The organism is Bradyrhizobium sp. USDA 3650, assembly GCF_054057395.1.
In genome coordinates, this window is record NZ_JBSRZG010000001.1 from 4,869,126 (window position 1) to 4,892,298 (window position 23,173).

The window sequence follows — 23,173 nt, forward strand, 5'->3', positions numbered from 1 at the left end:
CGCCATCGTGAATGGTGGGCACGCTTCGCTTTGCCCACCCTACGATGTCGAATGCGTGGCTACGCCTTCTCCAGCGCCGCGGTCAGATCCTCGATCAGATCGTCCGCGTGCTCCAGCCCCGCCGAGAAGCGGATGAAGCCCTCGCTGATGCCGAGCGCGGCGCGGTCCTCCGGCTTGAGGCGCTGATGCGTCGTGGTTGCCGGATGCGTGACGAGGCTCTTGGCGTCGCCGAGATTGTTCGAGATCTTGGCAAGCTTGAGCTCGTTGAGCACGCGGAACGCCGCCTGCTTGCCGCCCTTGACCTCGAGGCCGACCAGCGTCGAGCCGCCGCGCATCTGCTTCTTCACCAATGCAGCCTGCGGATGATCGGCGCGGCCGGGAAACACCAGCCGCGAAATCTTCGGATGGCTCGCCAGCACGTCCGCAATGCGCGCCGCCGTCTCGGTCTGCGCGCGCACGCGCACGGCGAGCGTCTCCAGCCCCTTGAGCAGGACCCAGGCGTTGAACGGCGAGATCGACGGGCCGGTCTGGCGCATGAAATTGTGGATGTGCTCGGCGATGAACGCTTCCGAGGACAGGATGATGCCGCCGAGACAGCGGCCCTGGCCGTCGATATGCTTGGTCGCGGAATAGACCACGACGTCGGCGCCGAGCGCGAGCGGGCTCTGCCAGATCGGAGTGGCGAACACGTTGTCGACGACGAGCCGCGCCCCGCCGCTGTGCGCGATCTCGGCGATGCCGGGAATGTCGAGCACGTCGAGCGTCGGGTTGGTCGGGCTCTCCAGGAAGAACGTCTTGGTGTTCGGCTTCATGGCGCGCTGCCACTGGTCGAGATCGAGGCCGTCGACCAGCGTGGTCTCGATGCCGTAGCGCGGCAGCAAATCCTGCACGACGTAGAGACACGAGCCGAACAGCGCGCGCGAAGCCACGACGTGATCGCCGGTCTTCAGCGGCGCCAGGATCGCGGTCGTCACTGCGGCCATGCCGGTCGCCGCCGAACGTGCCGCTTCGGCGCCCTCGAGCTCGATCATGCGCCGCTCGAACATCGCGATGGTCGGATTGGAGTAGCGTGAATAGATGAAGCCGGGGTCCTCGCCCTTGAACCGCGCCTCGCACTCCTCGGCGCTGTTGTAGACGTAGCCCTGGGTCAGGAACAGCGACTCCGAGGTCTCGCCATATTGCGAGCGTAAGGTTCCGGAATGAACCAGGCGAGTTTCGGGACGGTAGTGGGCGGTTGGCGCCGGGGACTTCGACATAGGACCTCCTGAAGTGACCATCGAAAATGGTCACAAAAAAACCGGCCTGGAATATCTCCACGGGCCGGGATCACAGAGGTCCCCGGCCTGTTTAGCGACTTATTTAACGTGGCTGCAAGCCGGCCGGCTCAAATCACCACGGGATAAGTCATGCTCATATTCCGCAATGCCCTTTCCGTCAAGACGTCCATCGGATAGCCGTAAAACGCTCATATTTCCCGCATGTCGGGATGTGTTTGATCCCTGATGAGGACCCCGGGTTGACGTTCACGGTCGCCGCCGACGCCAATGGTATCCTGCCCGACCGCATGATCGCGGCGATGGCGGAGGGCGGTCTCATCCTGCCCGCTTACGACTTCGTCGAAAGCCAGATCCAGCCGGCGAGCCTCGACCTTCGCCTCGGCGACATCGCCTATCGCGTTCGCGCCAGCTTCCTGCCCGGTCCCGGCGCCACCGTCCGCCGAGCGCATCGACGAGTTGAAGCTGCACGAGTTCAGTCTCGCCGACGGCGCGGTGCTGGAGACCAACTGCGTCTATATCGTGCCGCTGCTCGAAAGCCTCGCGCTGCCGCCGGAGATCGTCGCGGCCGCCAACCCGAAAAGCTCGACCGGCCGGCTCGACGTTTTCACCCGCGTGATCGCCGACGGCACCCGCCGGTTCGACATGATCGGTGCCGGCTATCACGGTCCGCTCTATGCCGAGATCAGCCCGAAGACGTTCCCGGTGCTGGTCAGCGAGGGCTCGCGCCTGAGCCAGGTGCGCTTCCGCACCGGCGATGCCATCCTCAACATCGACGACCTCGAGGCGCTGCATGCGACCGAACGTCTCGTCGATATCGACGATGCCGATCTCACCGGCGGCGTCGCCGTCTCTGTTGATCTTTCCGGCGAAAAGAGCGGCGGCTTCGTCGGCTACCGCGCCAAGCGCCACACCGGCGTGATCGACGTCGATCGCCGCGCTGGCTATTCCGTCGAGGAGTTCTGGGAGCCGATCTCGGCCCGTCCCGACGGCAGCCTGATCCTCGATCCCGGCGAGTTCTATATCCTCGCGTCGAAAGAGGCGGTGCAGGTGCCGCCGGATTACGCCGCAGAGATGGTGCCGTTCGACCCGCTGGTCGGCGAGTTCCGCGTGCATTATGCCGGATTCTTCGATCCCGGCTTCGGCTATGCCGGCGCCGGCGGGCTGGGGTCGCGCGCCGTGCTCGAAGTGCGCTCGCGCGAGGTGCCGTTCATCCTCGAGCACGGCCAGATCGTCGGCCGCCTCGTCTACGAGAAGATGCTGGCCCGCCCCGACGCCATGTACGGCCAGCGCATCGGCTCAAACTACCAGGCCCAGGGCCTGAAGCTGAGCAAGCATTTCCGGGTGTAGCGATCATCCGTCGCACGGATGGAGCGCAAGCGTCATCCGGGAAAGTCTCACTTGTGGCACGATCCCGGCTTACGCTGTGCTCCATCCGGACCGCCAGGTGCTGACATGACCAATTCATCCCAACTCGACGCAAACATCCTCGACGACGTCGCGGACGCGCTGATCTATTCGGATCGCTCCGGCACCATCATGCGCTGGAATCGCGCATCGTCCGCACTGTTCGGCTTCTCCGTGGACGAAGCGCTGGGCCAGAATCTCGACCTGATCATTCCCGAACATCTGCGCGCCGCGCACTGGAAAGGCTTCGAGGCCGCGCTTGCCAGCGGAGCGATGAAGCTTGCGGGCAAGCCGACACTGACCCGCGCGCTGCACAAGGACGGACGCAAGCTCTACATCGAGATGACCTTCGCGCTGGTGCGGGACGCCGCTGGAGTGGTGCAGGGATCGGTGGCGATGGCGCGCGACGTGACCGAGCGCGTCGAGCGCGAGCGTGCCGCCAAAGCTGCGCAAAACTAAGCCTGCGCAAAATTCGTGATGCGGAATTGGCGAGCCGGCGTGCAGGGCGCCCTGCATGCGGCTCAGCTTGTCCGTCGCCGGCTGCAGTGACACACTCGATCAAAATAACGATCGGGAGCGAACATGACCGCCGCATCAGACCCCGCGCAGGAAGCTCAATGGAAACGCTGGCGCGCCGTTGCCGATCTCTATCACGCCTATTTCACCGGTCTGATCCTCACCGTGGTCACGCGTCGCGGTACGGCGGATGCTGCGGAGTTCGTCTTTCGCGTGTTCCGCCGCCAGCAGCAGGAGCGCTTCCTGCCGGGGCTGGAGAAGCTCGGTCTGACCCATCTGCCGCCAGCAGTCGCAGCCGCGCAATATCACTACCTCTCGAACTGGATCGGCGGCGTGCACGTCGAATACATGCATGAGAGCGACCGCAAAGCCTGGATCCGCTATCCGCCGCCGCGCTGGATCTGGAAGGGCACTGCCATCTGCGGCGTGCCGGGCGAAGTCTCGCGCGCGATGCTGCGCGGCTGGCACGCCAACAACGGCGTGGCGCTCGGCGATACCAGATTGGGGTTCGTCTGCACCAAGCAGAGCGTCGACGGCCAGGATGGGCTCGAAGGCTACTATCATCAATATGACCAACCGCTCGAACTCGACCAGCGCCTCGTGTTCGCGCGGCATCTCGAAGCGCCGCTGTTCGATGCAGCCGCGGCTCCGGCGTTGCCGGTCGCAAGCTGGCCAAGACCGCGACTGGAAAAAGCCTATCGCAATTACGCCATGGAATATGTCCGCACCGCCGCGCCCGTGATGGTGCAGCTGTTCGGACCGGAGGACGCCGGCTATCTCCTGCACCTCACGGGCAAGCTGATCGGGATGCAATATTTTGATGAGATCGCTGCGGCGCTGTCGATGGGTCGCGGCGGTGCGAGTGAATTCGCGACGTTCCTCAACGCGCTGTTGGTCGCGCAGGACGATGTGGCTGAGACGACGCAATCCGAAGGCACGTTCGAAATCCGTCAGCAGAGCTGGAAGTTGATGGACGGCGTCGCCGATCACCACCCTGCCTGCGCCAAGGTGCTGGCGGGGTTGTTCGAAGGACTCGCGGCCGGATGCGGGCGGCACATCGGCGTGCAGCTGTCCCCGACACCGCCCGGCCGTCCGCCATTGCTCTGGCGCATCGGTTAATTCCTCCACGAAATGCGCTGCCGCAGGGCACGCCTGCACCTGGCGCAGGAGGAATCGCTGCGCATCGTGCTAACAAGCCTCTCGTTGCGCCCTGCGCGCGAACCAATTCATTGGCACACCTAAGCATTGCTGCGCCGCAAATGGCGCTTTCGCCCGGAGAGGACATGTCAGACATCGCCGAAATCCCGGTCGATGAACAGGAGCGTCCGCTGCCGCCGCCTCCGCGGCCCGTGAGGAGCGCGCTGATGGACGGGCCGATCCTGCGCACACTGCTCGGGCTGGCCTGGCCCAACGTGGTCGCGCTCTCCGCCGGCACCTGCACCGTGATTGCGGAGACCTCCTATATCGGACGTCTTGGTGTGGAAGCGCTGGCCGCGATGGCGCTGGTGTTTCCGACAGTGATCCTGACCATGACCATGTCGGGCGGTGCGATGGGCGGCGCGGTGGCCTCCGCCATCGCGCGCGCGCTTGGCGCCGGCGATCGCGAGCGTGCCGGGACGCTTGCTGCGCACGCGTTGCTGATCGGCATCAGCTTCGGCCTCGTCTTCATGCTGGGCATGCTGATCTTCGGGCCGCGCGTTCTGGAAATGCTCGGCGGCCGCGGCGACGTGCTGACGCATGCGATCGCCTACACCCAGGTGTTTTTCGGCGGCGCGGTGCTGCCCTGGCTGCTCAACACCATGGCCGGCGTCCTGCGCGGCACCGGCAACATGAAGCTGCCGTCGCTGTTAATCCTCAATTCCGCGGCCTGGCAGATCGTGCTCGGCGGCACGCTTGGCCTCGGCCTCGGTCCGGTGCCGCAATTCGGCATGCGCGGCGTGGCCGCCGGCGCGCTGATTGCGTATTGCATGAACATCGGCGTGATGGGCTGGTACCTGTTCTCCGGCCGCGCCCGCGTGACGCCGAAGCTGCGCGGACTTCGCATCCAATGGGCGATGTTTTTCGACATCCTCAAGGTCGGCGCCATCGCCTGCTTCTCGCCGCTGCAATCGGTGCTGACGATCTCGATCTTCACCCACCTGCTTGCGAAATTCGGCACCGCGATCCTCGCCGGCTACGGCATCGGTGCGCGGCTGGAATTCCTGCTGACCTCGATCGCGTTCTCGTTCGGCATCGCCTCGGTGCCGATGATCGGCATGGCGGTCGGCGCCGGCCGCATCGCCCGCGCCCGGCGCATCGCCTGGATCGCGGCCGCGAGCGCCTTCGTCGCCGTCGGTGCACCGGCGTGCCTGGTCGCGGCCTTCCCCGATCTCTGGGTCAACATTTTCACCGACAGCGCGACCGTGCGCGCCACCAGCCATCAATATTTGTCGACGGTGGCGCCGTTCTACGCCTTCATCGGCCTCGCCTCGACGATGTATTTCTCGTCGCAGGGCGCTGCGAAGGTGATCGGACCGGTGCTGGCGCAGACTGCGCGGCTGATCTACATCTCGGCGGTCGGCTGGTGGCTGTCGACGCATGATGCCACCGCGCAAAACTTCTTCTGGCTGGCGGCGAGCTCGATGGTCGTGCTCGGCCTGCTCTCGTGCTCCAGCGTGGTGCTGACGCGCTGGGGACCGCGCCAAACCAAACCTGCGATCAGGCCGGCTCTGTCGGCCGCTGCGGACTAGCGATGCCTGTGGCGGCGATGGCCGCCACTGCCGCCGACATTGGCGAGCCTCATCAGTTGCGGAATCATCGCCATCATGTCGCCGCCGCCGGCGCCACCGAGCATGCCCATGATATCGCCGCCGCCGATGCCGGCTACTGCGGTCGGCATGTAGCCGCCTCCGGCCATCGGCGCGTAACCGCCGTAATTGGGCGCACCGAAACCGCCGCCGAGATTGCCGCCGCCCATCATGCCGCCAATACCACCGCCGCCATTCTCCATCATGCGGCTCATCATCGGGCCCATGGTCTGCATCATCATGCCGAAGCGGCGCTTGCCCATCTTGGCCTTCATCATCTCCAGCATCGGCGCCATCTGGGTCATCATGTCCTCGCCGCCGGCACCGCCGCCGCCGAGGAACTGCGCCTTTGCCGGTCCGCTCGAAATCGAAAACATCAGCAGCACGGCGGCCGCCTGGCAGATCACCTTGTCCGCACCTCTCATGGCCTGCTCCTCGCGTGCGGGGCGCCGCCGGGAGAGCGGAGCCAACCGGACGCACGCCGCCATGGTTAGTGCGGACGAGGGTTGAACTCCGTGAGAAAGATCACGCAGCCGCGGCCGGAAACGCTCGGTGTATGGCGGCGACGGCGTCCTTGGTCTGTCCCTGCACATAGGACGCGAGCTCGTTCGGCAGCATGTCGATGATCCAGACCAGACGACATCTTCCCTCGCCCTCGGCGATCACCTGCACCGAGGCGCTGTAATGCTTCAGACGCTCGTTGTTGATCGCGTAGACCAGCCGCTGCCGCCCGTCGTCGCAATCGACCAGCACCTCGCGCGCCACCGATCCGTTGGCAAAGGTGACGATGCGCGCGTCGTCGTCGAGCGTGCAGGCCGTGACGAAGCCCGGCGCCAGCCGCCGATGCAGCGCGCCGAAATCGCGCACCGCATCCCACACCTCGTGAGCCGGGGCGGGGAGGGGAATGTCGTTGTGGATGGAGGCCATTGGTAAGTATCCTTGATTTGCGACGGTGGTTGCCAAGCACGCCGTCATTGCGAGCGCAGCGAAGCAATCCAGAAACGATTCCGCGGAGGCAGTCTGGATTGCTTCGTCGCAAGGGCTCCTCGCAATGACGGAGCCTGTGGTTCACACACAGACCGCCTCCACATTGTTGCCATCGGGATCGATCAAAAACGCCGCGTAGTAAGTCGGGCTGTAGTCCTTGCGCGGGCCGGCGCCGCCATTGTCGCGGCCGCCGCTCTTCAAGCCCTCGCTATGGAATGCCTTGACCGAATCATGATCCCCAGCGCGAAACGCGATATGCGCGCCATCGGCCTTGCGCCCTTTGTTCAGGTGCAGCCACAGCGCCGGCGCGCCCTTCGGCCCGAAGCCGGCATAACCATCGCCACTCGAGCACAGGACGTAACCGAGCGGCGCCAGCACCGCGGTGTAGAAGCGTGTGGCGGCGTCGAGGTCGGTAACGCGCAATCCGATATGGTCGTACATGGTCGTCTCCATTGCCAAAGCGCGCCGCAATCGGCGCGCGCCGGAGACGAACCTAGTCAGTTGAGGGCGAGTTGCTCTTGGAGAATCTTGCGCTCCCCCTTCGAGGCCTGACGGAATTTGGTCGGCGAGACGCCGGCGGCGCGGTGGAAGGTGCGGACGAAGTTGGAGAGGTCGCCGAAGCCGACGTCATAGGCGATGTCGGTGACGGCGATGTCGTCGTCGGTGAGCAGCCGCGCCGCATGCCGCAGCCGCGAGCGCACCAGATATTGATGCGGGGTGACGCCGAGCACGGCGGAGAACAGCCGCAGGAAGTGGAAGGGGCTGAGACCAGCCTGCCGCGCGGCCTGTTCGAGGTCGACCTCGGCGTGCGAATTGGCGTCGATCCACAGCGCGGCTTCCACGGCGCGGCGGCGGTCGCGTGCGGTCGGTGTCGTCGGCTTGCGCGCCTTGCCCGAGACGACATCGACGAAGCGGCCGGCGAGGATCTGACCGACCTCGTCGAGACCGAGATCGCTGTTGCCATCTGCCGCCGTCTGGGCGAGTTCGCCCAGCACCATCAGCTCGGGCAGCGGCGGCGTCGCGCCGACCTGCCAGACGTCTTGCCGGCCGCCGAGCGCCTCGACCAGATCCTCGCTGAGGAAAAAGGACAGGCAGACGTCGCCGGCGACATGCTCATGCGTGCAGGTGTACTCCTCGCCCGGCGCGCCGACCAGCATCGAGCCCGCGACCAGCTCGAAGAAGCCGGCGCGGCAATGACAGCCAAAGCTGCCCGCGCGGACATAGGCGATGGAATGGCCGGTGCGACACTCCGCAAACGGGCTGTCGTCCGGTCCCGCGTCGCAGCGAAACTCGGAGACGGTCATCGAGGGCGTGGTCAGCAGCGTGGTTGCATCCATCCCGCCTATCTAGGTGGGCGCTCGGGGCGGGGCAACGGGCAGCAGGACGTCGAACAGCGTCTTGCTGGCGATCGGATGGGCGCCCTCCAGCGACAGCAGCCGCCGCTTGGAGATCACCCCGCCATAGGGCGAAAGCCGGTCGGTGTAATTGCCGGCCTCCAGCACCCGGTGGCAGGGCACGATCAGCATGTAGGGATTTCTCGCGATCGCCTGCGCCACCGAATGCGCGGCGCCGGAGGCGCCCAGCGTCTTGGCGATCTCGTGATAAGTGCGCGTCTCCCCGCGCGGGATGGCGCAGGCGGCTTCATAGACCCGCCGGTTGAAACCGGGCACCCCGCTCGCGTCCAGGCTGACCTCGGAAAAATCAGCATCGCTGCCTTGCAGCAAGCCCACGATGCCCTCGATCGCGAACGCGGCGTTCGCGGACGGCCGCTGCTCGCGCGCCTCGGGATGGACCTGAAAAATCCGGCGGCGGGTGTCAATCTCCCGCGCCTCCGGCAATTGGACGGCAACGATACCGGTGCTGCTCCAGATGATGCCGCAGCGCCCTATGGTCGTGTCGAATATCGCGTAGCCACGCCCCACCATGCACACGCCCCACTCAGTGCACGTCTCCCCAGACAGGCGATCATAACACCGCCACAATCCGGCGCACCTGGAATCTTAGCGGAAACTCAAGAAGGGTCAGGCGGGCTGCGCCAAAGCGCTTGGCGAGATGCGCCGTCTCGGCTAATCAGAGCGGGCGCAGGCTGCGCATCCGCGGGCGTAGTTCAATGGTAGAACGGCAGCTTCCCAAGCTGCATACGAGGGTTCGATTCCCTTCGCCCGCTCCAATCGCTTCATGGTCGAGCCGCACTTATCGCTACCATCGGTAGCGTGCTTTTGATATAGCTCCTCAGATTGTGATCACTGCTTGTTTTGAAAAGCAGAATTTTGCCTGCGCGTTTTTATTGATTTCAGGGGCTGAGAGGCTTCAAAATGATCTTATTTGGACACCTCATACCTTCACATGATGTCGTAGTTCCGCTTCTTATCGACATCTTGTTGACGGCGCTTCTTCTTCAACCCCTCAATCATTTCGTCGTTCACGAGTGGAGGCGTAAGCAGGAGGAGGTAAACAATAGCTTGGACACTCAAGCTAAGCGCACATATCTCGCCGTCTTTTGGAATCGAGCGCCTGAGGCCGCCACTGTTGATCCGGTCATAGAGACCAAGTCAGATGTAGATGCCGAGTTCGATGAACTCTATCAGCGTTGGTACGGGCGAAGACGATTTATTGCTCCGATCATAATACTTGTTGTCATCGCTGCACTGCAGAATTTCTATCTAGGTGTGAAACTCGTAGCTTTAGTGTGGGATGGCGAAGAGCTCGGTGGCGCCACCGCTGCAATTGCAGGGGCCTATACCTTCGTGACGTGGGATCTGTTCAGCCGCGTGCAGCAGCGAAACCTTGCAAGAGCGGATATCCTTCGAAATGCGCTCAGATTGGCGGTGGCTGTCCCGGTAGGCTATGCTTTCGGCTCGTTGCTGCAAAAGGGGCTTGTTCCGTTTATAGCCTTTGCGATGGGTGTTTTTCCAATCAGCACAATCGGGACAATCTTACGGCGGCTTGCCAACGACAAGCTTGGGCTCGGGCTAGGCGCCGATACCGCGCCTGATCAAGTTACAGCTCTATCGGGAGTCGATCGATCGATTGCAGATCGAATTGAAGACGCGGACATTACTACGATTCCGCAATTGGCATGGTGCGATCCTATACAGCTTTCGGTACGGGCGAATTTGGGTTTTGACTTCGTGGTTGACATCGTTAGCCAGGCGTTGGCGTGGGTTTATCTCACAGATAAGCTGCCCGCGCTGAGACCACTCGGGCTGCGTGGGGCGTTTGAGATGAAGGTCTTGGCCGACGACCTAGCTAGTAATGTTGCAGGCATAAAGGCCAAGGCTGAGGCTGTGTTGCCTCTAGCTGCAACCGCCGCAAATATTCCCCTTCACGGCTTCGAGTACGCGCTGAGCCAGATTGCAGGGGACCCGGCCACTCGCTTCCTCTACGACGCCTCAACGTCTAGTGCGCCAGTCTCTCGATCTGACAGCTAGAGATCACCTTCCCAACCTCATGACCACTTACCCGCTGGATACGAGCCTTGGCTGCTGGCGTGCGCGAGTGCATTGTTGAGGAAAATTCTAATATATTATCCTTTCGATTCCGGCATTCGCCGTTTCCCCAGCTAAGCTGCTCTCGCCCTGCGGAAACGGTCCGGTTGCCGGACAACGCTCGGATGAAGACCATGGACCAGCAAAAGCTCGATCGCGCGATCGGTCGTCGCTTGAAGACGCTTCGGACGCAGGCCGGCATGACGCTGAATGAGCTCGCAGGCCGCTCCGGCGTCAGCCGGGCCATGATCGGGCGGGTCGAGCGGGCGCAGAGCAGCGCAACGGCTGCGCTGCTGGGTAAACTTTGCGCCGCGCTCGACGTGTCGCTCAGCGACGTCGTCGCGTTGGCCGAAAAGCCGCCGGAGCGGCTGGTGCGGCTCGCCGACCAGCCGCACTGGCGCGATCCCGACAGCGGCTATCGCCGCCGCCACGCTTCGCCGACGGACGCGGCGAGCGGCATCGAGATCATCGTCGTCGATTTGCCGGCGGGTGCGCGGGTGCCATACAGCCCTTGGGGGCGCAATGCCTTCACGCAGCAACTGCTGATGCTGGAGGGCGCGATCGCCGTGCACATCGACGCCAAGGCGGTTCGCCTGCGCGAAGGCGACTGTCTCGATTTCGACGTGATGCGCGCGGTGATCTTCGAGAACGAGACCAGACAGGACGCGCGCTACGTCATCATCACGCGCCGCGGCGCGTCCTATGGCAAGATGTGAGACGCTGACGATGCAGATCCGCACCGGCGACACCTTTGATCCACGCGTCATCGCGCTGCTCGACCATCACGTTGCGGCGGCGCGAGCACAGACCGCGCCGGGCAGTGCGCATGCGCTTGATCTCGCCGGGCTTCGTGCCCCGGGAGTCGCGTTCTGGACCGGCTGGGACGGCGAGACACTGGTCGCGACCGGTGCGCTGAAGATGCTGTCAGCCGAGCATAGCGAGGTGAAGTCGATGCACACGCTCCAGACCACGCGGCGGCGCGGCTTTGGCGGTGAGATGCTCCGCCACATCATCACGGCAGCCCGCGCGCGCGGCATGGCGCGGCTCAGCCTCGAAACCGGCTCGTGGGACTATTTCAAGCCGGCGCACGCGCTCTACCGGTCGCATGGCTTTGTCCTCTGCGGCCCGTTCCAAGGCTATGTCGACGATCCCAACAGCCTGTTCCTGACCCTGGATCTGTCGGCGAGCCGATAGCTCAGGAACGCGTCTGCTCGATCCTGTCGAGCACGCGTTCGGGGGCGATGTCGCGGCTTGCCTCCTCCAGATCGCGCTTCGAATCGGGCTGGACGTCGAGCCGCTCGGCGATCTGCGTGAGGAGGCGGGCAACCTTGGTCAATTCGTGCTCGGCGAGCAGGCTGATCTGGAGATCGAGATCGGCGCGCTTGTCCGCTGCTGCGCTCATGCGGTTCTGCGAGATCAGCACGAATGTCGACAGGAAGATCGCCTCGACCGAAGCAATCATCGCCAGCACCACGAAGCTCTCGTCCCAGGCCGGGATTCCCGGCAGCCAGTGCAGATTGGCGATGATCCAGAAGCCGAACACCGCGACGTGGAGATAGACGAAAGCCATGCTGCCGGTGAACGCCGTGATCGCATCGGCAACCCTTTCCTGACCCTTGGCCGCGCGCTGCTCGCGGCGGCGGCGCTCAACCAACGCCTGGATGTTGCGCTCGAGGGTCGGGCTCAATCCCTCGCCGGGATCATGGGTGATATCGTTACGCACGGGGCAGCAACGGCGGACGGGAAAGGCTGTTCCTGGGCTCAGCCGAGGGAAAATGCTCGCTGCCCCTCAAAATGAGTTGCGTACCTCAAAACACCTCTGCTAGCCTTCAGCCATGGCCGAGACGCTCACCACGACCGCGCTGACGCTGAAGGACATCGCCCGCCAGGCCGGCGTCAGCCTCGCGACGGTGGACCGCGTCCTGCACAATCGTCCGGGCGTGCGGCCGGATACGGTCCGGCGCGTCAAAGAGGCGATCGAGCGCAATTCGTTCCAGCCGCATGTGGCCGCCGCCGAGCTCGCCCGCGGCCGCGCCCGCCGTTTCGCCTTCGTGATGCCGTCGGGGCCGAACCCGTTCATGCAGCAGATCCAGGATTATCTCGGCGAGATGTCGGGCTGGTTGTCGTCCCGCCGCCTCGGCGTCGAGACGGTCGCAACCGACGTGTTCGATCCGTCCGTGCTCGCTGCTTCCCTGGAAGGGCTCTCGGACGACTTCGACGGCATCGCCGTGGTGGCCCTGGACCATCCGAGCGTCCGCGCCGCGATCGACGATCTCGTCGATGCCGGCACCAGTGTCGTGACGCTGGTCTCGGACGTGCCCTCGTCGCGCCGGCACCATTATGTCGGCATCGACAACATTGCCGCGGGGCGCACCGCCGGCGCGCTGGTCGGGCGGCTGGTCGGACAAAAGTCAGGCAAGATCGCGATCGTCGCGGGCTCGCAGGGCCTGCGCGATCATGCCGAGCGCATTTTTGGCTTCAACCAGGTGATGGCGTCGGAATTCCCCGGCCTCAGCGTGCTGCCGGTGCTCGAAGGACGCGACGAGGACGCGCGTTCGGAACAATTGTTGGCGCGGCTGCTGGGCAGGCATGCTGACATTGTCGGCCTTTATAATGTCGGCGCCGGTACGCAAGGCGTAGCCAACGCGTTGAACGAGAAGGCGTTGAGCGATGCCAGTCGCGACAAGCAGGTGGTGTTCGTCGGACACGACCTCACCGCGCTGACGCGTCGGCTGCTGCTGCAGGGCGTGATGCATGCCGCGATCTCGCAGAACCCGGGACACGAAGCGCGCGCCGCCGTGCGCGTGCTGCTCGCGCTCGCCCGTGGTGAGCCGATCTTGCGCGAACAGGAGAAGATCAGGATCGACATCGTGATGCGGGACAATCTGCCTTAGCGGCAGGTGGAATTCAAAACGACCCGTTGCGGATAAGGCGACTTTTAGCTCGCGCACCGCAACAGGCGAAAGGGAGGACGGCGTGTATCTCGGAATCGACATCGGCACATCAGGTGTGAAAGCGGTGCTCGTCAGCGAAGCCGGCGCGGTTGTCGCGACGGCGGCGCGCGAGCTTGCGCTGTCGCATCCCGCGCCGCTGTGGTCCGAGCAGGATCCCGATGGCTGGGTTGATGCGGCGGTCGGCGCGGTCGACGATCTTGCCGCCCGCCATCCGCGCGAGGTCGCGCGGGTGCGCGGCATCGGGCTATCCGGCCAGATGCATGGCGCGACGCTGCTGGACGAGGACGGAGCGCCGCTGCGTCCCGCCATCCTCTGGAACGACGGCCGCTCGCACGCCGAATGCGTCGCGCTGGAGCGGCGCTGCCCGTCGCTGCACACGATCGCCGGCAATCTGGCCATGCCCGGCTTCACTGCGCCGAAGCTGCTCTGGGTCGCCAGGCACGAGCCAAAAATCTTCGCGCGCGTCGCAAAGGTGCTGCTGCCGAAGGCCTATGTCCGCTATCGCCTGACCGGCGAGATGGTCGAGGACATGTCGGATGCGGCCGGCACGCTGTGGCTCGACGTCGGTCTGCGCCGCTGGTCGCCCCTGCTGCTGCATGCCACCGGGCTCGATCTCCATCACATGCCGCGCCTTGTCGAGGGCAGCGAGGTCAGCGCGACGCTCGCGCCGGACTACGCGCAACGCTGGGGCATGGCCAGGAATGTCGTGGTCGCCGGCGGCGCCGGCGACAATGCCGCGAGCGCGATCGGGCTCGGCGCCATCGCGCCGGGCGATGCGTTTCTGTCTCTGGGAACCTCAGGTGTGGTGTTCCGCGTCACGGATCGGTTCGCCCCGGCGCCGGCCTCGGCCGTGCATGCGTTCTGTCACGCACTGCCCGGCCGCTGGCATCAGATGGGCGTGATGCTGTCGGCTGCGGCTTCACTGGCCTGGCTCGCGGGCGTGATGGAGGTTCCGGCCGCAGCGCTGCTGGCGCCGCTCGGCGAGCGCGTCGATGGACCGAGCCCAGTCAAATTCCTGCCTTATCTCGACGGCGAGCGCACGCCGCACAACGATGCCGCCGCCAGCGGCGCCTTTGTCGGCCTGCGCGGTGCGACCGGGCGCTCCCAGATCGTTCAGGCCGTGCTCGAAGGCGTCGCCTTCGCCGCGCGCGACAATCTGGCGGCGCTGAGCACGGCCAGCGGGCCGCTTCCCGATGTCGATCTCGTCGGCGGCGGCTCGCGCTCGCCGCTGTGGGCGCAGATCTGCGCCGATGTGCTCGGCATTCCCGTCCACCGGGTCGAAGAGGGCGAGGTCGGAGCGGCGCTCGGCGCCGCCAGGCTCGGACGGCTCGCCGCCACCGGCGAAGACGCGGCTGCGGTTTGCACCCGTCCGCGCCGGCTCGCGAGTTTTACGCCTCGCGCATCTGTCAGCGCGGCCTATGACGAGGCCTATCGCCGCTGGCGCGAGCTTTATCCTGCGTTGAAGGAGTGTGCCTAAGTGAATGCGTCAGCGAAATTCTTCGATACAAGCGTACCTGTCGCCTTCGCCGACAAGGATGCGGGCAACACGCCCGCCTTCCGCTGGTACGACAAGGACCGCCTCGTCCATGGTCGCAGGATGGAAGACCATCTGCGCTTTGCAGTCTGCTATTGGCACTCGTTGTGCTGGCCCGGCGGCGATCCCTTTGGCGGCGAGACGTTCCTAAGGCCCTGGCACCACGGCGCCGATGCGATGGCGCAGGCGCGCGCCAAGGCCGACGTCGCCTTCGAGCTGTTTCGCCTGCTCGACGTGCCCTTCTTCACCTTTCACGACGTCGATGCGGCGCCGGAAGGGAACTCACTCGCGGAATCCGTCGCCAACCTCAATGTTATCGCCGATCTGTTCGAAGCGAAGATGGCCTCAAGCAAAGTGCGCCTGCTCTGGGGCACCGCCAATCTGTTCACGCATCGCCGCTACATGGCGGGCGCGGCCACCAATCCGGACCCCGAGATATTCACCTATGCCGCCGGCCAGGTCCGCGCCGCGCTGGAGGTGACGCACCGTCTCGGCGGCCAGAACTACGTGCTGTGGGGCGGGCGCGAGGGCTACGAGACGCTGCTCAACACCGACCTCAAGCGCGAGCTCGACCAGCTCGGCCGCTTCGTCTCGCTCGTCGTCGAGCACAAGCACAAGATCGGCTTCAAGGGACCGATCCTGATCGAGCCGAAGCCGAAGGAGCCGACCAAGCATCAATATGATTTCGACGTCGCCACCTGCTACGGCTTCCTCGCGCGTTACGACCTGCTGAAGGACGTCAAGCTCAACATCGAGCAGAACCACGCCATCCTCGCCGGCCACTCCTTCCATCACGAGGTCGCGCTCGCGGAGGCGCTGGGTGTGTTCGGCTCGCTCGACATCAACCGCGGCGACGATCTGCTCGGCTGGGACACTGACCAATTCGCGATGAACGTGCCCGAGCTTGCCCTGGTGTTCCACGAGCTCCTGGGCCGCGGCGGCTTCAGCTCCGGCGGGCTGAATTTCGATGCCAAGATCCGCCGCCAGTCGATCGATCCCGACGATCTGATCCATGCCCATGTCGGCTCGATGGATGCCTGCGCGCGTGCGTTGCTCGCCGCCGCGGACATGCTCGATTCCGGTGTGCTCACTGCACCGCTTGCGAAACGTTACGAGGGATGGGCCGGGCCCGAGGGCTGCGCCATTCTCGACGGCCAGCGCTCGCTCGCCGACCTTGCCGACCGCGCGCACGGCCCGGGCTTCGACCCGCAGCCGCGCTCGGGCCGGCAGGAATATCTTGAATCCCTCGTCAACCGCTACGTCTGAGGAAGGCCGCTGATGACAAATGCACAAGCGACACCGGTCCTCGAGTTGACCGGCATCGGCAAGGAGTTCGGCGCGATCCGCGCGCTGCATGATGTCGACATGCAGGTCCTCCCCGGCGAGGTCGTCGGCCTGATGGGCGACAACGGCGCGGGCAAGTCGACGCTGGTCAAGATCATCGCCGGCAATTTCCGCCCCAGCCACGGCGAGATCAAGTTCGCGGGCAGCGCGGTTCATTTCAACCGGCCCATCGATGCCCGCGGCGTCGGCATCGAGGTGGTCTATCAGGACCTTGCGCTCGCCGACAATCTCACCGCAGCGGCCAACGTCTTTCTCGGCCGCGAGCTGAAGCGCAGGATCGGGCCGTTCGCGTTGCTCGACCACAAGGCAATGGCGGCGCGTGCGCTGGAGCTGTTCAGCGAGCTGCGCTCGGAAACGCGGCCCGACGATCTCGTCAAGCAGATGTCGGGCGGCCAGCGCCAGGCGGTTGCGATCGCGCGGACGCGGCTCTCCAACGCGAAGCTGGTCATGATGGACGAGCCCACGGCCGCGATCTCGGTCCGCCAGGTCGAGCAGGTGCTCGGCCTGATCCACCGGCTGAAGGAGCAGGGCGTTGCCGTGATGCTGATCTCGCACCGCATGCCCGACGTGTTCGCGGTCTGCGATCGCGTCATCGTCATGCGCCGCGGCGAAAAGCGGGCCGACAAGCCCATCCACCAGACCTCCCCCGAGGAAGTCACCGCCCTGATCACCGGCGCGAAGGAGGCGGCGTGATGGCCATGCCCATGGAATCCCCGATCACCTTCTCGAATGTCGGCAAGATCAGATGGTGGCAGCGCGGCATCTTCGCGTCCCAGACCGGCTATGTCCTGCTCGCGCTGGCAGTGCTGCTGGTGGTCATGCATTTCGCCAGCCCGTATTTCTTCACCGAAGGCAACATGCAGAACGTGGCGAAGAATTTCTCCTTCATCGCCATTGCCACCCTCGGCGTCACCTTCGTGATCATCACCGGCGGCATCGATCTGTCGGTCGGCTCGATGATGTGCTTCTCCGCCATGATCACCTCGATGGTGATGACCGAGCTGTCCGCGCCCTGCTCGCCGGCGGGCTCCCTGTTCGTGCACATGGCGGCCGACGGCAAGACCGTGCTCGCCAATGTCCCCGGCCTGATCTTGGTGGTCTCGCTCCTCGCCGGCCTCGGCGTCGCGCTGCTCGCCGGCCTCGTCAACGGCTTCTGTATCGCGGTGCTCGGCCTGTCGCCGTTCGTCACCACGCTCGGCATGCTCTCGATCGTGCGCGGGCTCGGCTATGTCGTCTCCAACGGACGCGGCAGCTTTCCGGGCGGGCCGGATGCCAATTATTTCTACGCGCTCACCTCGGGCGACGTGCTCGGCGTGCCCGTGCCGTTCATCTATCTGATCGTCCTCGCGCTGGCGATGGCCGTGGTGCTGCACCACAGCGCGTTCGGCCGTCACGTGTTCGCGCTCGGCGGCAACGAGAAGGCGGCTGAACTCACCGGCATCCCGGTCGTGCGGGTGAAGATCGAGGTCTATGTGATCTGCGCGCTCGCCGCAGGCCTCCAGGGCATCATCATCTCGGGCTGGCTCGGGTCGGCGCCGGCCAACATGGCGACGTCCTACGAGCTCAACGTGATCGCTGCGGCCGTCATCGGCGGTGCCAATCTCGCCGGCGGCATCGGCGGTCCGCTCGGCGCCATCGTCGGCTGCGTGCTGCTCGAAGTGATCCGCAACGGCCTCGTGCTCGCCCAGGTCAGCTCCTACTGGCAGCAGACGCTGGTGGGCGTGATCATCATCCTGGCCGTATTGGTCGACCGCATCCGCTCGCGGATGATCTGAAACGAAATCGTTCCGGGACGGCAACGAAAATGCCGCCTGTCCGCTTCCCGGACGATCTCAAGAGGACAGGCGCCAAAGAAGGGTGGAGGAGACGATGAGGAAATTTCTACTTGCCGGCATCGCGGTCGCGATGATGGCTACGCCGGCGTTTGCCGCAAACTACCGGTTCGTGATCGTGCCCAAGGCGATGAACAATCCGTTCTTCGACTTCGCGCGCGACGGCTGCCTGAAGCGTGCGAAGGAGCTCGGCAATATCGAGTGCATCTACAAGGGGCCGGTCGAGCACGAGCCGGCGACGCAGGCCCAGATCATCCAGGACTTCGTCACCCAGAAGGTCGATGGCCTCGCCATATCGGTTGCCGACGTCGCGGCGATGACCAAGTCGATCGACGCGGCGACTGCGGCCGGCATCCCCGTCATCACCTTCGACGCCGATGCGCCCGGCGCCAAGCGCATCGCCTATATCGGCACCAACAACAAGGAGTTCGGCGTGGCCCTCGGCAAGCAGCTCCTGAAGCTGCGGCCCGACGGCGGCAAATACGCCATGGTCTCGGGTGGTCCCGGCGCCAAGAATCTCGCCGAACGGGTCGACGGCGTCCGCGAGGCGCTGAAGGGCTCGAAATGGACCGAGGTCGCGGGCTCTCCGACGTTCTGCAACGACGATCCCGCGCTGGCGGTTCAGCAGATGACTGACATGCGTACCGCGACGCCCGACCTCGCCGCGATCGTTCCCATCGGCGGCTGGCCGATGTTCGCCCCCGAAGGCTTCAAGGCCTTCGCGTCCAGATACAAGAAGGATATCGATTCCGGCAAGTTCACGCTTGTCGTCGCCGATACGCTGAAGATGCAGCTCGAGCTGTTGCGCGATGGCTATGCCAATGCGCTGGTTGGTCAGCGTCCGTTCGAGATGGGCGAGAAGGCGATGGACACGCTGCTCGCCATCAAGAAGGGCGAGAAGGTGCCGGAGATCGTCTATACCGGCCTCGATCTCGTCACCAAGGACAACGTTGCGCAAATGTTGAAGTAGGAGCGTCGCCAGCCCCGCGCTCCTGCGTGCCTCTCCCGCTTGCGCCTTTCGCAAGCGGGAGAGATGAATTGGCTATTGGGGAAGACTGTTGAGGCAATGGGAATGAAAAGGTCGCGGCTCGGCTCTCTCGACGTCACCTCACTCGGCCTCGGTTCCGCGCCGCTCGGCGGATTGTTCACCCCCGTCAGCGATGCCGATGCGGAGGCGACCATCGCCCGCGCCTGGTCGCTCGGAATCCGCTTCTTCGATACCGCGCCGCTCTACGGCTTTGGCCTCGCGGAGCGACGCCTCGGCGCATTTCTGCGGCAACAGCCCCGTGACTCCTACACGATCTCGACCAAGGTCGGCCGTCTGCTGCGTGCGCCCAATGGCGCTGCTGCTGAGGACGAGCATTACAAGGGCACGTCGCGCGAGCGGCCGGTGTTCGATTTCAGTTATGACGGCGTGATGCGGTCGCTTGAGGAAAGCCTGGCACGGCTTGGGCTCGACCGCGTCGATGTCCTGCTCGTGCATGATCCCGACGACCATTACGACGACGCCGTCGCCGGCGCCTTCCGCGCGCTCCAGCGCCTGCGCGCGGACGGTACCGTCAAGGCGATCGGTGCCGGCATGAACCAGTCGGACATGCTGGTCCGGTTTGCAGAGGCCGTTCCGGTCGACTGCTTCCTGCTCGCCGGCCGCTACACGCTGCTCGATCAGGGCGCACTGGATGCACTGTTCCCGCTCTGCGCGTCGAAGCACATCGGCATCCTGCTCGGCGGCATCTACAACAGCGGCATCCTGGCCAATCCGCACACGGGCGCGAAGTTCAACTATCAGGACGCCGATGCGGCACTCGTCGCCCGCGCGCTCGCGCTCGACGAGCTCTGCCGAAAGCATGGCACCGAACTGAAAGCCGCCGCGCTGCAGTTCTGCATGGCCCATCCGGCGGTCACGGTCGCCGTGATGGGTGCGCGCAACGCCGCGGAAATTGCCGACAACATCGCGATGTCGGAGATGGCGGTGCCGGCGGCGTTCTGGCAGGAGCTGCGTGCGCGAAAACTCGTCGATGCCCGCGCGCCATTGCCGGGCGGAGCGTAAGGCATGATCATCGACGCTCACCAGCATTTCTGGGATCCCTCGCGCGCAGACTATCCCTGGATGGGCGCGCCCGAGCTCACGCCGATCCGGCGTGCCTTCGGTCCGGCCGATCTCGCGCCGCTTCTGAAAGCCGACGGCATCGACGCGAGCATCCTGGTGCAGTGCCGTTCCGCGCTGGCGGAGACCGAGGAATTCCTACGGATCGCGCATGCGACGCCCTCGGTGATCGGCGTCGTCGGCTGGGCCGATCTGACCGACGCTGCACTTGGCGAGACGCTGGACCGGCTGCGCGCTTTACCCGGCGGCGACAAGCTGGTCGGCATCCGCCACCAGGTCCATGACGAGGCCGACCCGGATTGGTTGTTGCGCGAGGACGTCCAGCGCGGCCTCACGGCCGTGTTCGCGCACGATCTCGCCTACGATTTCCTGGTCCGCACCCGCGAGCTGCCGGCCGCGATCGCAACCGCACAGGCCTTCCCGCAGGCGCGCTTCGTGCTTGACCACGCCGCCAAGCCGCCGATCGCCGATGGCGGAAGCACTGAATGGTCCAATGGCATCGCGGCACTCGCGGCCTGCGGCAATGTCTGGTGCAAGGTCTCGGGGCTGGCGACGGAAGCGGTGTGGAGCGATTGGGATGCGGAACGGCTATTTCCGTTCGTCGCGCACGCCGCGACATGCTTTGGCGAAGATCGCCTGATCTTCGGCTCGGACTGGCCGGTATGTTTGCTCGCGGGAAGCTATGGTGAGATCAAGGGCGCGCTGGAGAGCTGCCTGATGAAGCTCGGGCCGCAGGTGCGGGAGAAGGCGTTCGGCGTGAATGCGAAGGCCGCGTATCGGTTGGCGGTGAGTTGAAGCCGACAGCGTGCGTGTTGCTCAGCGTTCGTCCCCGAACACCCGATCCAGCGCTGCATCGTACGTCCTCTGCACCAGCTCCGGATGCAGCTTCGCCAGCGTCTCCATCATCACGCCGGAATTGATCTCAAGCACGCGCCAGACGCCGTCGACGTAGACGAGGTCGATCGAGGCGAAGGCGATGCCGATGGCATTGGCGGCGTCGATGGCGAGCTTTGCGCAGGCTGCGCGTAGATCGCCGTCCTGCATCAGCACGGGCTTTGCACCCACATCGAGATTGTGCCGCCAATCCGAGCCGCGCTGCTTGCTGTAGACGACGAGTGGCACATCATCGAGCAGGACCACGCGAACTTCATCCTCGATCACGACATAGGGCGAGATCACGAGTCCGGCGCTCATCGAAAAGGCTTCGCCAACCGCATGATCGAGTTCTGTTTCCGTCGTGACCCTGAAGACGGATCGTCCCGACGTCCCCTCGTTCGGCTTCACCACCACCCCTTGCGGATTGTCGCGAAGCAGCGCCAGCATTGGCTCTCGCCAGGCGACGCCGACAACCTTCTCGCCCAACTTCGGATTGAGGAAGAGGCGATGGGGAATGCAGGGCACGCCCTCGAGCGCCAGCACCTCGGCGGTGGCCGATTTGTCGTTGGCGAGGCGGTGCGCGATGGCGCTGTTGAGGCCGATGTCGTAGCCGAACGCGAAGCGGCGCTGCCCGCCCCGGCGCATCGCCAGCAGCCAGCCATCGGCGCGGACATCGAGCGCGATGCCATGGGTGGCGCAATAGCGCTTGATCGCCTGGACGAAAATCCGCTCGCCGTTCGCCATGTGTCTCAGTCGCCCGGCCCAGTCGCCAGTTCCAGTTGGCGCCAAAAGCCGCAAAAATCCGCGAAACGGCGCCAAATGGGAGTGAAATCAGAGCTATTCTTAATGAAATTCTCGCGAGCGCCACGGAAATTAAGTGCTGTATTCGAGCCCCGGGGGGAAAAGAAATTGCCCTCCACATGCGCCGGACAGCAGATCCATTAATGATGTGACCATTTCCGCCGCAAATGCCGGTTTGACCGGCATCAATTGCATCCGGAACGAGGTTGATTATTGGTCTCAATGGCGTAGATCACACACGCGAAATCCTCCGCCATGGCAATGGTGTCCGCTCCGCTTTCAGGGGCCGGGCAACGCTTTTGCCCTAAAACCGCAATTATTCGGAATATCGAAAATCATGAGCGCGTTTTACCGAGAGAAGGTTCTTTCCGTCCAGCACTGGACCGACACCCTGTTCAGCTTTCGCGCGACCCGCGATTCCGGCTTCCGCTTCCAGAACGGCCAGTTCGCGATGATCGGCCTCGAGGTTGAGGGACGCCCGCTGCTCCGCGCCTACAGCATGGCGAGCGCCAATCACGAGGAAGAGCTCGAGTTCTTCTCGATCAAGGTTCAGGACGGCCCGCTGACGTCGCGTCTCCAGAAGATCAAGGAAGGCGACACCATCCTGGTCGGCCGCAAGGCGACCGGCACGCTGATCACCGACAATCTCATTCCCGGCAAGCGGCTGATGCTGCTCTCGACCGGCACGGGCCTGGCGCCCTTCGCCAGCCTGATCAAGGACCCCGAGGTTTACGACCAGTTCGACAGCATCGTGCTGGTGCATGGCTGCCGTCAGGTCTCCGAGCTCGCCTATGGCGAGAAGCTCGTCGCCGGTCTTCGCGAGGACGAATTGTTCGGGGAGTTGCTCGCGGACAAGCTCATCTACTACCCGACCGTGACCCGCGAGCCGTTCAAGAACCGCGGCCGCATCACCGACCTCATCAGCTCCGAGCAGATCTTCAACGACATCGGCCAAGGCCCGCTCGACATCGCGACCGACCGCATCATGATGTGCGGCAGCCCGGCGATGCTCGAAGAGCTGAAACTGATGTTCGAGGGCCGCGACTTCGTCGAGGGCTCCGGCAACAAGCCCGGCCATTTCGTGATCGAAAAGGCGTTCGTCGAGCGGTAGGCCCTCTCGACGTTGTCCTGGCGAAAGCCAGGACGAATGCCTGGGTAAAGCGCCTTGACCGGTTAAGGCCCGTCCCTCCCGAGCCCTGCTGCACCGCAGCAGCCCGCCCATCGGGCTGATTGATTTGTCCCCGCCGAATTCGCTAGCCTGAAACAA

23 protein-coding genes, 1 tRNA gene, 1 pseudogene and 1 riboswitch are annotated in these 23,173 nt (G+C 64.7%); of the genes and pseudogenes, 17 read left to right on the forward strand and 8 right to left on the reverse strand.

What is annotated here, in order from left to right:
• Window positions 1-59: 59 nt before the first annotated feature.
• Entirely contained in the window at window positions 60-1,256 is a 1,197-nt protein-coding gene (locus ACVIN2_RS22635) for an O-succinylhomoserine sulfhydrylase (protein WP_456767231.1), read from the reverse strand.
• A gap of 70 nt (window positions 1,257-1,326) precedes the next feature.
• Window positions 1,327-1,406, reverse strand: a riboswitch (SAM riboswitch).
• Between the two features lie 80 nt (window positions 1,407-1,486).
• Between ACVIN2_RS22635 and ACVIN2_RS22640 the strand changes: the two are divergent.
• The 4 genes and pseudogenes from ACVIN2_RS22640 (at window position 1,487) to ACVIN2_RS22655 (ending at window position 5,926) form a co-directional block, all read left to right on the forward strand.
• Window positions 1,487-2,624: pseudogene (locus tag ACVIN2_RS22640) on the forward strand (2'-deoxycytidine 5'-triphosphate deaminase).
• Window positions 2,625-2,729: 105 nt separating this feature from the next.
• Window positions 2,730-3,140: a PAS domain-containing protein gene (locus tag ACVIN2_RS22645; RefSeq protein WP_456767232.1), complete on the forward strand. Its 411-nt coding sequence runs from the start codon at window positions 2,730-2,732 to the stop codon at window positions 3,138-3,140.
• A gap of 123 nt (window positions 3,141-3,263) precedes the next feature.
• Window positions 3,264-4,316, forward strand: a complete 1,053-nt coding sequence (locus tag ACVIN2_RS22650; protein ID WP_456767233.1) for a hypothetical protein — start codon at window positions 3,264-3,266, stop codon at window positions 4,314-4,316.
• Between the two features lie 164 nt (window positions 4,317-4,480).
• Window positions 4,481-5,926: an MATE family efflux transporter gene (locus tag ACVIN2_RS22655; protein WP_456767234.1), complete on the forward strand. Its 1,446-nt coding sequence runs from the start codon at window positions 4,481-4,483 to the stop codon at window positions 5,924-5,926.
• Here ACVIN2_RS22655 and ACVIN2_RS22660 read toward each other — a convergent pair.
• The 5 genes from ACVIN2_RS22660 to ACVIN2_RS22680 all read right to left on the reverse strand — a co-directional run bounded on the left by ACVIN2_RS22660 (window position 5,923) and on the right by ACVIN2_RS22680 (window position 8,895).
• Entirely contained in the window at window positions 5,923-6,408 is a 486-nt protein-coding gene (locus ACVIN2_RS22660) for a hypothetical protein (protein ID WP_456767235.1), read from the reverse strand. The two genes, ACVIN2_RS22655 and ACVIN2_RS22660, sit on opposite strands and share 4 nt — an antisense overlap.
• A gap of 100 nt (window positions 6,409-6,508) precedes the next feature.
• The gene (locus ACVIN2_RS22665; RefSeq protein WP_456767236.1) at window positions 6,509-6,910 is read right to left on the reverse strand and encodes an SRPBCC family protein; all 402 of its coding nucleotides are present in this window, start codon (window positions 6,908-6,910) and stop codon (window positions 6,509-6,511) included.
• A 141-nt stretch (window positions 6,911-7,051) separates the two neighbouring features.
• Window positions 7,052-7,411 (reverse strand): VOC family protein, encoded by a 360-nt coding sequence (locus ACVIN2_RS22670; protein WP_456767237.1) that lies wholly within the window; start codon window positions 7,409-7,411, stop codon window positions 7,052-7,054.
• Window positions 7,412-7,467: 56 nt separating this feature from the next.
• Window positions 7,468-8,307 carry a helix-turn-helix transcriptional regulator gene (locus ACVIN2_RS22675; RefSeq protein ID WP_456767238.1) on the reverse strand — a complete coding sequence of 280 codons (840 nt, stop codon included), beginning with the start codon at window positions 8,305-8,307 and terminating at the stop codon, window positions 7,468-7,470.
• 9 nt (window positions 8,308-8,316) lie between these two features.
• The gene (locus ACVIN2_RS22680) at window positions 8,317-8,895 is read right to left on the reverse strand and encodes a methylated-DNA--[protein]-cysteine S-methyltransferase (protein WP_456767239.1); all 579 of its coding nucleotides are present in this window, start codon (window positions 8,893-8,895) and stop codon (window positions 8,317-8,319) included.
• A 171-nt stretch (window positions 8,896-9,066) separates the two neighbouring features.
• Between ACVIN2_RS22680 and ACVIN2_RS22685 the strand changes: the two genes are divergently transcribed.
• The 4 genes from ACVIN2_RS22685 (at window position 9,067) to ACVIN2_RS22700 (ending at window position 11,652) form a co-directional block, all read left to right on the forward strand.
• Window positions 9,067-9,140: transfer RNA gene (locus tag ACVIN2_RS22685), tRNA-Gly, on the forward strand.
• A 145-nt stretch (window positions 9,141-9,285) separates the two neighbouring features.
• Window positions 9,286-10,401, forward strand: a complete 1,116-nt coding sequence (locus ACVIN2_RS22690) for a hypothetical protein (RefSeq protein ID WP_456767240.1) — start codon at window positions 9,286-9,288, stop codon at window positions 10,399-10,401.
• Window positions 10,402-10,592: 191 nt separating this feature from the next.
• Complete coding sequence (locus tag ACVIN2_RS22695; protein WP_018460106.1) at window positions 10,593-11,174, forward strand: helix-turn-helix domain-containing protein; 582 nt, start codon at window positions 10,593-10,595, stop codon at window positions 11,172-11,174.
• 10 nt (window positions 11,175-11,184) lie between these two features.
• On the forward strand, window positions 11,185-11,652 hold the full coding sequence (locus ACVIN2_RS22700; protein ID WP_456767241.1) for a GNAT family N-acetyltransferase: 468 nt from the start codon (window positions 11,185-11,187) through the stop codon (window positions 11,650-11,652).
• Between the two features lies 1 nt (window position 11,653).
• On the opposite strand, the gene ACVIN2_RS22705 is transcribed toward ACVIN2_RS22700, so the two are convergent.
• Window positions 11,654-12,181: a DUF1003 domain-containing protein gene (locus ACVIN2_RS22705; protein ID WP_456767242.1), complete on the reverse strand. Its 528-nt coding sequence runs from the start codon at window positions 12,179-12,181 to the stop codon at window positions 11,654-11,656.
• Between the two features lie 112 nt (window positions 12,182-12,293).
• On the opposite strand from ACVIN2_RS22705, the gene ACVIN2_RS22710 reads away from it, so the two are divergent.
• The 8 genes from ACVIN2_RS22710 (at window position 12,294) to ACVIN2_RS22745 (ending at window position 21,024) form a co-directional block, all read left to right on the forward strand.
• Window positions 12,294-13,352: a LacI family DNA-binding transcriptional regulator gene (locus tag ACVIN2_RS22710; RefSeq protein ID WP_456767243.1), complete on the forward strand. Its 1,059-nt coding sequence runs from the start codon at window positions 12,294-12,296 to the stop codon at window positions 13,350-13,352.
• An 82-nt stretch (window positions 13,353-13,434) separates the two neighbouring features.
• The gene (gene xylB / locus ACVIN2_RS22715) at window positions 13,435-14,889 is read left to right on the forward strand and encodes a xylulokinase (RefSeq protein WP_456767244.1); all 1,455 of its coding nucleotides are present in this window, start codon (window positions 13,435-13,437) and stop codon (window positions 14,887-14,889) included.
• Window positions 14,890-16,212, forward strand: a complete 1,323-nt coding sequence (gene xylA, locus ACVIN2_RS22720) for a xylose isomerase (RefSeq protein WP_456767245.1) — start codon at window positions 14,890-14,892, stop codon at window positions 16,210-16,212.
• A gap of 12 nt (window positions 16,213-16,224) precedes the next feature.
• Entirely contained in the window at window positions 16,225-16,983 is a 759-nt protein-coding gene (locus ACVIN2_RS22725; protein ID WP_456767246.1) for an ATP-binding cassette domain-containing protein, read from the forward strand.
• Complete coding sequence (locus tag ACVIN2_RS22730; RefSeq protein WP_456767247.1) at window positions 16,983-18,065, forward strand: ABC transporter permease; 1,083 nt, start codon at window positions 16,983-16,985, stop codon at window positions 18,063-18,065. Before ACVIN2_RS22725 ends, ACVIN2_RS22730 begins: the two co-directional genes overlap by 1 nt.
• A gap of 94 nt (window positions 18,066-18,159) precedes the next feature.
• Window positions 18,160-19,092, forward strand: a complete 933-nt coding sequence (locus ACVIN2_RS22735) for a sugar-binding protein (RefSeq protein ID WP_247426944.1) — start codon at window positions 18,160-18,162, stop codon at window positions 19,090-19,092.
• Window positions 19,093-19,194: 102 nt separating this feature from the next.
• A complete protein-coding gene (locus tag ACVIN2_RS22740) occupies window positions 19,195-20,172 on the forward strand; it encodes an aldo/keto reductase (protein ID WP_456767248.1) in 978 nt (325 codons plus the stop codon).
• A 3-nt stretch (window positions 20,173-20,175) separates the two neighbouring features.
• Window positions 20,176-21,024, forward strand: a complete 849-nt coding sequence (locus ACVIN2_RS22745) for an amidohydrolase family protein (RefSeq protein ID WP_456767249.1) — start codon at window positions 20,176-20,178, stop codon at window positions 21,022-21,024.
• Between the two features lie 21 nt (window positions 21,025-21,045).
• Here ACVIN2_RS22745 and ACVIN2_RS22750 read toward each other — a convergent pair whose 3' ends face one another.
• Window positions 21,046-21,849 carry an ATP-grasp domain-containing protein gene (locus ACVIN2_RS22750; RefSeq protein WP_456767250.1) on the reverse strand — a complete coding sequence of 268 codons (804 nt, stop codon included), beginning with the start codon at window positions 21,847-21,849 and terminating at the stop codon, window positions 21,046-21,048.
• 394 nt (window positions 21,850-22,243) lie between these two features.
• Between ACVIN2_RS22750 and ACVIN2_RS22755 the strand changes: the two genes are divergently transcribed.
• Window positions 22,244-23,017 (forward strand): ferredoxin--NADP reductase, encoded by a 774-nt coding sequence (locus ACVIN2_RS22755; RefSeq protein WP_007597827.1) that lies wholly within the window; start codon window positions 22,244-22,246, stop codon window positions 23,015-23,017.
• Window positions 23,018-23,173: the final 156 nt, after the last annotated feature.